Below are 13,483 nucleotides of genomic sequence, written 5' to 3' on the forward strand. Positions count from 1 at the left end.
AAAGCCACAGAGAATTGGCTTTGACTACTAATAAGTGGTCCGTCTCTTGCAGGAGGAGATAAAACTCTTAGCTGTTCTTTTGGAGGAATCAATGAAAAAAATACTTTTAATGTTAGCGGTCTTGTCAGCTTCTCCTGTTTGGGGTTTGACCTCTGGACAAATATTGGAGTGTTCTAATCTCAAGACGAAGGAGAATAAAGAAGGTCCTGTGATTCGAATCAGCACCATCCCTGTGAGATTCGATTATGTTTATTTTTGGGTGAGTATTGAAGGAGTGGGAGGCTCGGGTGCCGTGGGATATCGTGTGGGTAATAGGGAAATGTCTTACGTGGAAGCAGATGGGGTCCTGAAGCTTGAGTGGAAGGGGGAAATTGCGGATGGACCAGTGAGTGATTTTCTTTTGCTAGAGGCAAGAAAGACTCAAGGGGAAGGCGTTTTTAACATTACTTCGTTGTCCTTACATCCAGCACTCATTCCGCAGGTTATGTCGAGGACGACTTTGGGGCAGTATTTTGGAGCGTTTGAGAATGGGACCTGCCGTTTCATTTCAAACCAATCACCTTCAACAATAATTATTCATTGAGCGTGGTGAATGACTGTTTCCATATTGAATATCAGATTGAGCTGAAAACAAGTTTCATGGTAATCGACGGCAAATGACCGATCGTCGTATGATCACTTATTTTAGGCCAGTGTAAAACAGTTTTTCAAAAAAAGCGAAATAGACAGAGTAAGCGCGCTCTGCTCCTGCCCTGTGAGTTAGGGGTGAGAACGTCCTTTGCATTGCCCTCTTGTAGGTGGTTATTGGGTGGGAGGGGTTATGTATCAGATTGGATTGGTTGGGAAACCGAGTTCATTGCGTCACAAAGTGAATCAAATTCTTAACACTAATTTTGACTTTCACGTCCTCGTATTTTCCAATTCAAGTCAATTGGTCATGGGATTTAATCACTTTAGTTTTAGCGCTTTGATTGTGGTTCTTGATGGTCTGCAAGTAAATCAACTCAAGCAACTAAAGCTGATTGATAGAAACTTGCGACGTATTCCAATCATTTTTGTTGCGCCTGAGATGTCTCCACAAGTTCGAGCTAGCCTGAAAACTATTCGTTATAACACCCTATCGATTTTGGACGGACGAAGCGAAGTGAGAGGACTTTGTTCTGTCGTTGCCAAGATGAGTGATGGACAGCCCATTTTTAATCGGGCCTATGCTCGGTATGAGACCAATCAAATGGGCGAGATTGCCATGGGGCGCGAAACAAAGGGACGAGTTCGAATTGTCAACCTCTCTTCTGGCGGTGCTCAGTTGGAACTCAAAGATGGCAATTTTGGCGAGGGCGATGAGATTACTTTAAACGTGAGAAGCTTGAGAAAAACCTCCTACGGAATTCGTGGAAAAATTAAGTGGCGTGACGAGAAAACGAAGCGCGCGGGAATCGAATTTAGTCTTCCCACTGAAAATCAGATGCCAAGTTTGACTCTGGTGTAGAATTAATTAAAACACAATCTGCCATAGACTTAAAATTAGGTGGCTTAGTCAGTGCTTCAATTGAGATTTCCGAGCAGGATCAATGAAGAGCCTCACTGCCAATTCAAAAATTTGGGTGTTTTCGATGGTACCGTGAATTTGGTCCGCGCCGGGACCCATGGCGAAGAGATCGACATCGGAAGATGTATGAGGAGCCTTGGGCAAATTGATATCTCCCGGTACATCAGTATCAGTGGATAGGCGAGCAACTGGATACGAAGTACCAGAAGCTTTAAGGCTCTTTATCAGATGAATATTAAATTTTCCGGAATCATTGTCCTTTGTCCATAGACCCCCTTCAGGTACAGGGCCGTTTATGGCCAAACCGCCGGCATCATGATCGGCGGTCACCAAAATAAGAGTATTGTCTCTCAGATTATTTCGAGTTAGCCACTTAATCGTATGATCAATTGCCAAATCCAGTTCTCGAGTAGCATATAAGGCCTGAGGGATGTTCCGACTGTGGAGGGACTCGTCAATGTCCTCCGATTCGACCATCAAGAAAAATCCATTTTTAGAGGCCGAGAGGCACTCAAGGGCCAATTCACTCAGTTTCATGAGTGTGAGTGGACCTGTGGAATTTGTTTCAATGGCGGGAGGGAGATCCTCGTCTGCAAAAGCCCCTATTATTTTCTGATCCGCTCCTTCACATTTTTTGGCGGAAAACACATTTCTTTCAATGGAAAAATGCTTCTTCAACAAGCTCTCTTGGGATTTCAGGTCCTTCCAGCCTCCTCCCATTATCAGATTGACTGGACTCAGGCTTAAGTTCTGAACAATTCTTTCCGTATTCTTGCGGCTATCAACGTGGGAGTAAAAGGCAGCTGGTGTTGCATCAGTGATATGAGTCGTTGTGAGCAGGCCCACCTTTTTTCCAGCCCTTGCCGCCATTTCCAAGAGGGTCGGCGCTGGAATGCTTGGTTTCTCGCTATTCGAATCCATGATTACAGACAAAGCCCCATTCACGACCTTTTTTCCTGTGGCCATTGCCGTGGCGGCTGCAGCAGAGTCAGTGACCCAGTTATCCAACGACGAAGTCTTTATTTTTGCTGTATGTGGAAAGCTATCTATTGTGAGCGCACCGCCCTTCCCATAAAACTGTAAGCGAGTGGCGTTGATAACAGTTGACCCCATTCCATCGCCAATAAAAAGAATTAAATTTTTTGGATTCTTTTTCGAGGGAGTGGCCTTAGTGGCAAAGGCCAATTGATTGACCAAAAACAAAATGAGGATTTGAGATCCAATTGAGAGAACGCCAGACATAAAGTCCCTCTTTTGATTAGTGGGTAAAGAAAAGACGCGCCAGCGGAAAGATAGTGGAACCTTCAAATTCGCACAATTAAAAAGTTGAATTTTGAAAAAAAATTCCACTTCTATGATGCCAATATGTGAGACTGCAGAGTCTGGTTTGATTAGCTCCGCGATCGAAGTTCAATCCATGACATGATTTTTTCCTCCAAGATATTGAGAGGAAGAGAACCATGCCGGAGGACTTCATCGTGAAATAGAGGGAGTTCAAATTTGTCTTTGAGTTTCAGTTTCGCTCTTTCTCTGAGATCCAGAATTTTTATCATTCCGATCTTGTAGGCAGTGGCCTGCCCTGGTGAGATAAAATAGCGTTCCACTTCCACCAATGCCTCGCGCTCATCGATCGGAGTTTGGTCCGTCAAGTACTTAATGGATTGTTCCCTGGTCCACTTTTGAAAATGGATCCCTGTATCGACCACGAGGCGACAGGCCCTGCAAAGCTCAATATAAAGGCGCCCAAAATCTGAATAGAGATCACCATAGCTGCCGAGTTCCTTAGGAATATACTCGGCATAAAGTCCCCAGCCTTCGATAAAGGCAGTGGATGAGGTGTAGCGCCGAAAACGAGGGAGTCCTTTCAATTGGGTCGCGATTGCGATTTGTAAATGGTGGCCTGGTAGACCTTCGTGATGCGCCAGTGCTGCCATCGCCCATTTAGGTAGTGCTTTCATGTTGTACGTGTTTAGGTAGTAGATTCCGGGCCTTTTTCCGTCCTCTGAGGGACTTTCATAGAAAGCAAGGCCCGCGGACTTTTCACGAAAGGGCTCTACGGATTTTACAATTAAGTTGGCATTTGGTCGGATGGTCAATAAACGAGCGAGGTTCTCATTCATGCCTCTCATGAGATTCTCGACCTCTGAGATATATTCCTTTCGTCCGCCATCAGTGTTAGGATAGTAAAAGTGGGGACTGGTTTTAAGGTAGCTAAAGAAGTCTTTCAGACTTCCTTGAAAGTGCAATTGTCTCGCAATCTCACCCATTTCTGATTGAATGCGATTTACCTCAGATAGACCCAATAGATGAATTTCTTTGGCGGTTAAGTCCGTTGTAGTATGTTTAATCAATTGAGATTTGTAGTACGCTTCCCCCTGTGGAAGAGCCCAAGCTCCATTATTGAATTTTGCTTTTAGGTAGAGCTTCGCCCAATAGCCCAGAAATTTTCGATATGAGGGTGCCATGCTCTTTTGCAAAGCGAGGCCGAGATCGGCAGAGAGCTTCATTTTTGTGAGCCTGGACAGATATTTCACTTTAGAGATCTTCGATGTGAAATCTTCGTAGATGGGATGCATGATCCTAGTGTCATTCGTGAGAGGAAGACCTCTCAACAGGTTTTTTGTGTCTCTTTTTACCTTTTCAAAAACAAACCTGGGTGGGATAATCCCTCTACGTTCACGGTCCGCCATGCCTTGCAAAACTTGGTCCATTTGAATTGAAAAGGCAGCAACTCGTGAGATATAAGCCAGAGCTTCGTTTTCATTATCGATTGTATGCTTGTTGATCAGAAATGCGGGAAAGCTTGATTGATATCCAAACATTTGGTTGAAAGGGTGATAATGAAATCTCCATTCATATTCACTCAGCTTTTGTTTGGTTTCGTTTTCGAACAAACGGTAGCTTGTTTGCTCTTCAATGCTAAGAGAATCAAATTTAAAAGAATGGAGTTCCTGGAGATTCTTCCTGGCTCGTTCGTTTTCAATTTTTTGAAATTCTTCTGAATAGTCATCTAGCCTGTCGTAATCAGTTTTAATTCCTAATTCCGTCTGAAGTTGGGGTGAATTTTTTAGATCGGTTTCAAATGACTTTTCAAAAAATCTATTGATTCTAGCTGATTCATTGTCCGCATCAGATAAGGTAGGCACCTCTCTTATCTGGTGATGGCAAGACGAAAGCGAAATAAACATTAGAAAAAGAATAGAAGGCGCGAACCAAAGTCTCATATTGAGATTCTCCCATATTGTAAACGCATGTGAAAGTTATTTTCAAAAATTCTAATGAATACAGAGTATCGATTTGAGACGTCAGTGGCGAAATTCGAGCGAAATTGCCGAAGTTTGGTACACTAAGTCCAGGGAATAATCAGGGGTTGGTGGCGATCTGAAGATTGAATCGTATATCTAGAAAAAAATATTGAAAGAGGGCAGAGTGTGACCAGAGCAAAAATGATTCTTGTGATGCTAAAATTGGCTGGGGCATTTACATTCTTGGTCATCTTCTTTCACAACTGTGGTGGCAGCAATTTTGAGGCCCGAAAAATAGCTGATGAGCTAAGCCTTTCCGGTGTTGCCGAACTGCTTTCAAAAGATGAAATTAGAGCAACCGCGATTCAGAATGCCTTCCCTATTCCATTTGGCGGAAACGGTCACAGTACAACCTGGGATGGTCGTTTGCTTGTCTATACACCTGAAGCAGGGGGCAGCTGGAATGTTGTCGTGTTTCGCCCCGAAAGAGTTCAGGCTCAGCAGGGGATATCTGTAAATTTTGGTGCCTTGGGCGGAACGGGGGCTTTTAGCAGTAAAATTGGCTTGCTAACTAACTTCAGGGAAAATGAGAACGGAACTCCAAAGGATTTTTCAAGAGATTCAATTGGCTCGAAAAGTATTTTTATGCAATTGAATGCATTGTCTTTGGTGCCAGCATCAGGAGTTCCGGATGTTTCAAATCCCTTTAAATCTGATGAGAATGGAAATTCAAATCCAGCAGGGCAATATGAAACCTATGATTTGTATTTGTATACTCAGCATTATGGCCATCCGAGATGGGGCGTGCAAAACAGTCGCATTTTAGCCATTTCTGATACCTATGGGGATCGTGTTTTTGGTCGGATGCAAATGAAAATTGTGGTACAAAATCCAAAGTCAGGCAATGCTGTTCCTGTTAGAACGATTTTAGTCAAAGATTTTGAAGTCATTAAGACAAGCTCTGGCTCGGCCATTCGAGGGATTGAGCCGACAATCACAGTCGATGGTAAATTGATGGCTTTCAATTCAAATAGCATCGCTGGAAATGGCGATGAGCTTTTTTATATTTACAATAGCAATCCAACGGCGCTCAATAGTTGGACTGAACCTAAAAGAATTACTTTAATGAACAGTGAGAGCGAAGCTTTTAAGGCTCAATATGCCTTGGCTCGAAAGCCGATATTGTCTGCGACTGGAGAGGCATACAGTCCCGGAGAATCCCTGTTGGGTGCCTACCCTTGGCTTTCGTTTGAAGGATCTGAAATCACTTATATGGCCGCGCATGCGCATCATCCAACAGCTCCCGCTCGAAGAACGGGATTTTCAGTTCTGGGGAGATGGACTGGAAACAAGGTCCGTCACATCGATGGCTCATTTAATAAGGATACAAACGGTACGAAAACTGTGCGATTGTTTACTTCTGCACTGGGTTCAACAAGTTCTATTTAGAATCCAATGAAGGAAGGCAAAAATCCTCAGCTTCCTTTTCTTTTTGAGTCGCCGAGTTATTTTATGATCTCATTAAATACAGTTGAATTTTCAGAGCTTGGGTTTCGAGATTTTGTGGATGGGAGGTATGAAGTTTCTTTGCCTATGAATCCAACGTTAAGAAAGAATACCAATGCCGGATTGGGTGGTGAGTTTGATTTTAATCAAACGGCAGATTTGTCGCAGAATAATTTGAACGGTTCGTTATTAGGTGGGGCGGCGTTTCCAATGGAAATGTCGAACGGTATTCAGGACTCCGTTGAACAAATCGGCTTTCGTGGTCAAGCGATAAAATTTCCGGCTTCTGGGTCCGTTGTGGTGCAGAATCATAATGTTTTTAAGGAGACAAACTTTGGAACAACCTTTGAAATATTTGTAAAGCCAATTTCTGACTTAACGACAGTTGCAGAGAATGCGTATTTAGTTTTACTTAACAAACCTGGATCGATGAGTTTAATTCTAGAAAAAAATCGTCAATTACATGGTCGAATTACAATCAATGGGAAGGAATTCTCAACGGGTTTTATTGGTTCAGGCTTGGAATTGAATCAGTGGAGTCATGTGGCGACAACGCATGACCCATCATTGGGTTTGTTTCGAGTGTTTGTAAATGGCCAGAAAATTTCTGAACTTAAAGTTGATCAAGGAGTGATGTCTGCGAGTACTTCAACATTAATTATCGGTCCTGGCGGTCAGAATCCAGTCAGTAAAACTGATTTTCTTTTACATCTCGATGAATTCAAATTTTCGAGTGTGGCACGCTCCTCTGTCGAGCTCGCCGATTCTGCGGGAATTCCCTATGCGCAAAGGAATAGGTCTTTGACTGCCCTGTTGCCGAGTTCGTTTACATCAAGGGATGTTCGATTGCCTTTAGAGATCAATTTGGATACAAACAAAGTACAGCTTGGATTTTTACTTTTTAACGATCCAAGATTATCCTCAAATGATAGGATTTCATGTTCCAGTTGTCATTCAGCAAACAATGGATTTGCAGATCCAGTTGATTTTTCAGTTGGGGTCTCTGGTCAAAAGCTCGCACGACATTCGCCTACTGTATTTAATCGTCTTTTTGGATCGACGCAAATGTGGGATGGCCGGTTTACCTCCTTGGAGCAGCAATCAGGAGGGCCGGTGACCCATCCTGCAGAGATGGGCATGGCAAGTTACCAGGCCCTTGTTTCTAAATTGAAATTAAATTCTTCGTATGTGAAAGCCTTCCAAACTGTTTACGGGAGTGAAATAAAACCTGAACATATTGGCAATGCATTGGCCTCGTTTCAATTGTCACTCATTTCTGGGACATCAAGGTACGATTCATATTTTGCCGACGGTCGTACTACAGCATTGTCGTTAGATGAAATTAAAGGAAAGGATTTATTCTTTGGAAAAGCCAAGTGTGCTGCTTGCCATTCCGGACCTAATTTTACAGATGAGCTTTATCACAACACAGGACTATTTCCAGCAGACGCGGACAAAGGTCGTGGTGATATCAGTCATCGAGCATCAGAGTCTCGCTTTTTTAAAACACCAACATTAAGAAATTTAAGCTCCTCCGCACCTTATATGCATAATGGTTCGCTGCAGACTTTGGAGCAAGTTGTTTTGTTGTATAATGCCGGTGGAACTTCAGATTCTTTGCGTGATTCAGAAATAAAGCCTTTGAATTTGACTTCCAATGAAATAGCTCAACTGGTTTCATTTTTGGGTACATTAAATTCAGAAATCAAGCCGATTGTTATTTTTGATATGTCCGTTAAGAATGTTGAAGATGTCTACCCGACGTCTTCACCACCGGTACCACCACCAACAGTGCCACCAGTTTGTATGCCCAACTCCAGCACGACGTCGGGTTGCACTCAGCCGACAAATGGACAGAGCAGGAAGACTTGCAACTCGACCGGCACGGCCTACGGTGCTTGCACGATCTCTTGCAACACAGGCTTTGAAGTAAAAAATGGTCAGTGTGTGGCACTGCCTCCACCTCCACCTCCACCTCCACCTCCAGCTCCAGCTCCAGTTTGTACGGCGAACTCCACGACCACCTCGGGTTGCACTCAGCCGGCAAATGGACAGAGCAAGAAGACTTGCAACTCGACCGGGACGGCTTACGGCGCCTGCACGATCTCTTGCAACACAGGCTTTGAAGTGAAAAATGGTCAGTGTGTGGCACTGCCTCCATCCGGTCCCAGGGTTGATTTTTTCTCAATACTAACCTCAGATTTATCGAGACCGATGTCGAATTCCGATTTTGTTGAGAACCTCTATCGAGCGGTTTTAGGACGAGGATCTGACAGTTCTGGATTTGCCGACCATAAGGCTAAGTTAGATTCAAGCGCTGTAACGAGAGAAAATACTCGAATTGGTTTTATGAAATCCGACGAGTTTCTCAATGTTCTCTTCAAGACCGACAATCGGGCGTGGGTGAAGAATTTGTACAAAACGGTTCTGAGACGAGAATCCGATTCGGGCGGCGAGAATTTCTGGGTGAATAGTTTGAATGCTGGAACGCATTCTCGCCTGGCTGCGGTGAATGGCTTTTTGAATTTGAGCGAATATATCAACATTACGAAAAAGGACAATATAGAAGATGGATCCTCGCTATCACCAGTCTGTACGGCGAACTCCACGACCACCTCGGGTTGCACTCAGCCGACAAATGGACGGAGAGCTTGCAACTCGGGGGCCGCCTCGCACCGGGTTTGTGGTGAAACGGCGGGGTGGCGCAGCCTCACGCCAGTTTGTCGGCGAACACTTCAACGACCTCTGGTTGCACTCAGCCGACAAATGGACAGAGCAAGAAGACTTGCAACTCGACCGGGACGGCTTACGGTGCCTGCACAATCTCTTGCAACACGGGTTTTGTGGTGCAAAACGGTCAGTGCGTGGCGCAGCCTCCACCGCCAGTTTGTACGGCGAACACTTCAACGACCTCTGGTTGCACTCAGCCGACAAATGGACAGAGCAAGAAGACTTGCAACTCGACCGGGACGGCCTACGGTGCTTGCACGATCTCTTGCAACACAGGCTTTGAAGTAAAAAATGGTCAGTGTGTGGCGCTGCCTCCACCTCCAGTAAGGGTTGCATTTTTCTCAATACTTACGTCAAGTATTTCGAAACCGATGTCCAATTCCGATTTTGTTGAGAACCTCTATCGAGCGGTGTTAGGACGAGGATCTGACAGTTCTGGATTTGCCGACCATAAGTCTAAGTTAGATTCAAACGCTGTAACGAGAGAAAATACTCGAATTGGTTTTATGAAATCCGACGAGTTTCTCAATGTTCTCTTCAAGACAGACAATCGGAAATGGGTGAAGCATTTGTACAAAGCGGTTTTGAGACGAGAATCTGATTTGGACGGCGAGAATTTCTGGGTGAAAAGTTTGAATGATGGAACACATTCTCGCCTTGCTGTGGTGAATAATTTTTTGAATTTGAGCGAATATAAGAACACCACGAAAAAGGATTGAGCGAAGTGCAGTTTGAAAACTGGCCTGCTTGATTGTTGTTCCAAACTCCGAGGGTACCTGGCTGAACCAAATCTCAGGAGTCCAGGATCTTCAAACATGCACCCGGCAGCAGTGCTCACAACGGGAGCACTGCTGCCAAGCCGAACTTGATCCTGAAATCCTGAGATTTAGTTCAGCCAGCTCCTCGTATCTTGGATACAACAGATTCACCGAAGACTTGCGGTCCAGCCGCAGTATTAAAATAAAGAAACCTTCGAACGAAGGTAGCATGACTGATTATCAGAAGTTTAGCCACCTTTCCGAGAAAGGATACGAACCTCGGGTGGCGATGCCCTCCGATCAACCTGTCATTGGTCTAAAATTCATAGAACAAAAGGAAAATGTGATTCATTCATAATACAATTGATAGTCCAAGGGGGGATTCGCATGTATCCGTTTAGCAACTTGGTCTTTGAAGGTGGGGGAGTTAAGGGTTTGGCCTATGTGGGAGCAATGGAAGTTCTTCAGGCCGAGGGGATATTGGGTCATATTCACCGAGTCGGAGGAACCAGTGCGGGGGCAATCAATGCCACTCTATTTGCGCTGGGGTATTCGCTTTCTGAGCAGAATGAAATATTGCATGGGATGAATTTCAAAGGTTTCATGGATGATGAATGGGGTGTTGTTCGTGATTCCGAGCGATTATTGACCCACTTTGGTTGGTACAAGGGTGATTTCTTTCATCAATGGATTTCAAAACTGATTGAGGAAAAGACGGGAAGCCCAACTTATACTTTCGGTGATCTTTGGTTGGACGATGGTCCCGAGCTATATATGTGTGCCACCAACGTCTCAACCGGCTACATGGAGATATTTTCTCATGAGCTCACTCCAGCGGTTACCATTGCGGATGCGGTTCGTGCCTCAATGTCGATACCCCTTTTTTTTCAAGCGGTTCGCGGGGCATCGAAAAGTTGGCTGATTGATGGTGGAGTGCTTTGCAATTATCCTATTAAGCTTTTTGACCGCTTAAAGTATATTTCGCCGATTGAGCAGGAAACCTACGCTCGATTCACTGACTACTACAAGGCTCACAATTCTTCGGATCAAACGAATAAATCCAATCCTTGGATTTTCAATCGCCAAACTCTTGGGTTTCGATTGGATTCCAAAAAGGAGATCGGGATATTGAGAGATGAGCAAAAACCTGAGGTTCGGGAAATCAATGACCTATTTGATTTTGTTAAATGCCTCATGACCACTTTGATTGATGCTCAGGATAATAGCCATCTTCATTCAGACGACTGGCAGCGAACAGTTTACATTGATACCTTAGGAGTTGGAACAACTGACTTCGATATCAGCGATGGAAAGAAGGCGGAACTGATTGCTTCGGGCAAGGCCCACACACAAAAATATCTGGATTGGTGGAAACGGGAGCCGGAGATCGTAAATAAGCTTGCTCCGATCTCCGCATCCAAAGTGTCCTAATTAAATTATCATAAACTGGCCCACGATGATGTGGGTGAGGCTGGCCCGCAAGCCATCGGTGAATCTGTTGTATCCAAGATACGAGGAGCTGGCTGAACTAAATCTCAGGATTTCAGGATCGAGTTCGGCTTGGTGCAGTGCTCACAACGGGAGCACTGCTGCCGGACGCATGTTTGAAGATCCTGGATTCCTGAGATTTGGTTCAGCCAGGTACCCTCGGAGTTTGGAACAACAAGCAAGCAGGCCAGTTTAAAAATTCAAAGCAAAAACTATGTAGGGGAGACTGTACGAATTGGTGACATCTACAGTCGTTTCACTTCCGCCTGTTTCATATTTTGTGTATTTGAAGCTTCGATAGGTCAATTGTGGGCCAATGGCGAAGGTGGTGTTGATAGACCAGAGATAGGCGAGATCTACGCCGATTCCACTGCCACCGGTCAATTGGCTCGTCGCGCTCAGCTCATCTTCAGCGCTCAGAAAATAATGTGCGGTCAGTTGCCAGCCACTCGATCTGTAACCAATAGAGACTCCAAGATAATTGCTCGACACGTCGTTTGTTCCATCATCTTCGCCCACGACTCCATAAATACCACCAAGATAAAGCCCGCTTGCCATGCTGTAACCGAATCCCAAGTCATAATTTAGCTGCGTCCCACTTCCAGTTCCTCCTCCGATATCAGTAAGGTCGTATTTGTGTGTTGAGTGAAAGACTGCAGCATTTATCGAAAATCCGGCTTGATCTGCTGCAAAGGCCTCCAGGGATAGAAACAAAACTGTCATGGCGACAACTAGAATTCTCATAGGTGTGACTCCTCGCTGAAAATTTGAAATCCTCTCTTCATGGTGCCACAGGATTGGTATCAGCCCAATCGGATTTTGATTCTTCTTCTCAGTAGACCAAGTGCCAGGCTTTGGGTTGCAAAAATGAGCGAATTCCAAGAAGAGAGAGTGTCGAACCCATTCCCGATCCCTTGCGACCGGTCCAGGGCAGGCGTGGGCTGACGCGATCACAACAGTTCCAATAGACCGAACCAGCATCAAGCTGCTCAAGGATCCCTTCTGCCTCTTCCCTGTCTGAGGTATAAACTCCAGCCGTGAGTCCATATGAAGAATCATTCATCAACTGAATGGCTTCGTCGTCACTTCGTACTCCTTGAATTCCAATGATGGGTCCGAAACTCTCCTCCATCATCACCTGCATACTATGATCGACTTTGGTCAAGACCGTCGGTTCAAAAAAGCCCGAGTGCTCAGACCAAACCTTTCCTCCGGTCAATACTTGTGCTCCCTTGGAAAGGGCGTCAGCGACCTGCCTTTTTAAAATTTCAATTTGTTGGGGTCGAGTCAAAGGACCAATATAGGTTTCTGATTTTGACGGATCGCCCAGTTTAAAATTATTTACCGTCTTTAGAAAATGATAATTAAAATCCTGGTAAACTTCTTCGTGAACATAGATTCGCTCAACTGAACAGCAGCTCTGTCCGGTGTTATAGAAGGCGCCATCTGCGATCCCTTCAGCGGCCACCTTTACATTTGCATCTGGTCGCACATAGACTGGATCTTTGCCACCCAACTCGAATTGGGTTCTTACGAACCTACTTGCAGTCATTTGGGAAATTGCCTTTCCCGTCTCATGGCTCCCCGTAAAAAAGACTCCTTGTATATTCTGTTTGAGGAGGATTTCTCCTTGAGCTCTGGTTCCTACAACGACGTTAAATACCCCATCAGGGAGGCCGGCCAATTTGAGGAGTTTTTCAAATTGAAGTCCCGTCAAGGTGCTGTATTCGGATGGCTTATAGAGCACTGTGTTTCCGGTGAGTATCGCTGGGATAAATACGTTCGTGCCGACAAAATACGGGTAATTCCAAGCCGAAATGTTGGCAATAACTCCAAGCGGTTCCCATGTCATTTTTTCTTCGTTGGCTGGAGTCGTCAAGAATGTTTCGCCTTTGAGTGCCGATTCTATATTTTGAAGAAAAAAATCCAATCGCCCTTGGGTGCCTTTTATTTCATTGAGAGCTTGCTGGATGGGCTTTCCCATTTCCTGTGACAGCAACTCGGCCAAACTTTCAGCCCTATCTTCGAGCAAAACCCGAAATCTGCCGATGATTTCCATTCTTCGCACCAGAGGGGAAAGACGCCATTGATTGAAAGCGAGCGCAGCCCTTGTTGCCTTTTGTTTGATTGAGGCCTCGGTGTCAACGGGAACCTCTTGAATGAGTTGAAGTGTGTAGGGATTCACAATCTTTAGCATTGGTCAGGTC

The 13,483-nt window shown here is 44.9% G+C and carries 11 protein-coding genes; 7 read left to right on the plus strand and 4 right to left on the minus strand.

Annotated features, from left to right (window positions below):
* The first annotated feature begins 91 nt into the window (after nt 1–91).
* Nucleotides 92–583, plus strand: a complete 492-nt coding sequence (locus IPL83_04450; GenBank protein ID MBK9038405.1) for a hypothetical protein — start codon at nt 92–94, stop codon at nt 581–583.
* 237 nt (nt 584–820) lie between these two features.
* Nucleotides 821–1,489 carry a PilZ domain-containing protein gene (locus IPL83_04455; GenBank protein ID MBK9038406.1) on the plus strand — a complete coding sequence of 223 codons (669 nt, stop codon included), beginning with the start codon at nt 821–823 and terminating at the stop codon, nt 1,487–1,489.
* Nucleotides 1,490–1,537: 48 nt separating this feature from the next.
* Here the strand turns inward: IPL83_04455 and IPL83_04460 are convergent, their stop codons facing one another.
* Together IPL83_04460 and IPL83_04465 are read right to left on the minus strand one after the other, a co-directional pair.
* Nucleotides 1,538–2,791: an alkaline phosphatase gene (locus IPL83_04460; protein ID MBK9038407.1), complete on the minus strand. Its 1,254-nt coding sequence runs from the start codon at nt 2,789–2,791 to the stop codon at nt 1,538–1,540.
* A gap of 149 nt (nt 2,792–2,940) precedes the next feature.
* Nucleotides 2,941–4,773, minus strand: a complete 1,833-nt coding sequence (locus IPL83_04465; protein ID MBK9038408.1) for a DUF885 domain-containing protein — start codon at nt 4,771–4,773, stop codon at nt 2,941–2,943.
* 207 nt (nt 4,774–4,980) lie between these two features.
* On the opposite strand from IPL83_04465, the gene IPL83_04470 reads away from it, so the two are divergent.
* The 5 genes from IPL83_04470 to IPL83_04490 all read left to right on the plus strand — a co-directional run bounded on the left by IPL83_04470 (nt 4,981) and on the right by IPL83_04490 (nt 11,472).
* Complete coding sequence (locus IPL83_04470) at nt 4,981–6,243, plus strand: hypothetical protein (protein MBK9038409.1); 1,263 nt, start codon at nt 4,981–4,983, stop codon at nt 6,241–6,243.
* Between the two features lie 6 nt (nt 6,244–6,249).
* Nucleotides 6,250–9,318: a DUF4214 domain-containing protein gene (locus tag IPL83_04475; protein MBK9038410.1), complete on the plus strand. Its 3,069-nt coding sequence runs from the start codon at nt 6,250–6,252 to the stop codon at nt 9,316–9,318.
* 83 nt (nt 9,319–9,401) lie between these two features.
* A complete protein-coding gene (locus IPL83_04480) occupies nt 9,402–9,749 on the plus strand; it encodes a DUF4214 domain-containing protein (protein MBK9038411.1) in 348 nt (115 codons plus the stop codon).
* A gap of 426 nt (nt 9,750–10,175) precedes the next feature.
* On the plus strand, nt 10,176–11,219 hold the full coding sequence (locus IPL83_04485; GenBank protein MBK9038412.1) for a patatin-like phospholipase family protein: 1,044 nt from the start codon (nt 10,176–10,178) through the stop codon (nt 11,217–11,219).
* A gap of 34 nt (nt 11,220–11,253) precedes the next feature.
* Nucleotides 11,254–11,472 (plus strand): hypothetical protein, encoded by a 219-nt coding sequence (locus tag IPL83_04490; protein ID MBK9038413.1) that lies wholly within the window; start codon nt 11,254–11,256, stop codon nt 11,470–11,472.
* Here IPL83_04490 and IPL83_04495 read toward each other — a convergent pair.
* Nucleotides 11,469–12,020, minus strand: a complete 552-nt coding sequence (locus IPL83_04495) for a hypothetical protein (GenBank protein MBK9038414.1) — start codon at nt 12,018–12,020, stop codon at nt 11,469–11,471. The genes IPL83_04490 and IPL83_04495 overlap by 4 nt on opposite strands.
* 88 nt (nt 12,021–12,108) lie before the next feature.
* A complete protein-coding gene (locus IPL83_04500; protein MBK9038415.1) occupies nt 12,109–13,473 on the minus strand; it encodes an aldehyde dehydrogenase family protein in 1,365 nt (454 codons plus the stop codon).
* Nucleotides 13,474–13,483: the final 10 nt, after the last annotated feature.

This window comes from Bdellovibrionales bacterium, from assembly GCA_016716765.1.
Lineage (GTDB): Bacteria > Bdellovibrionota > Bdellovibrionia > Bdellovibrionales > UBA1609 > JADJVA01.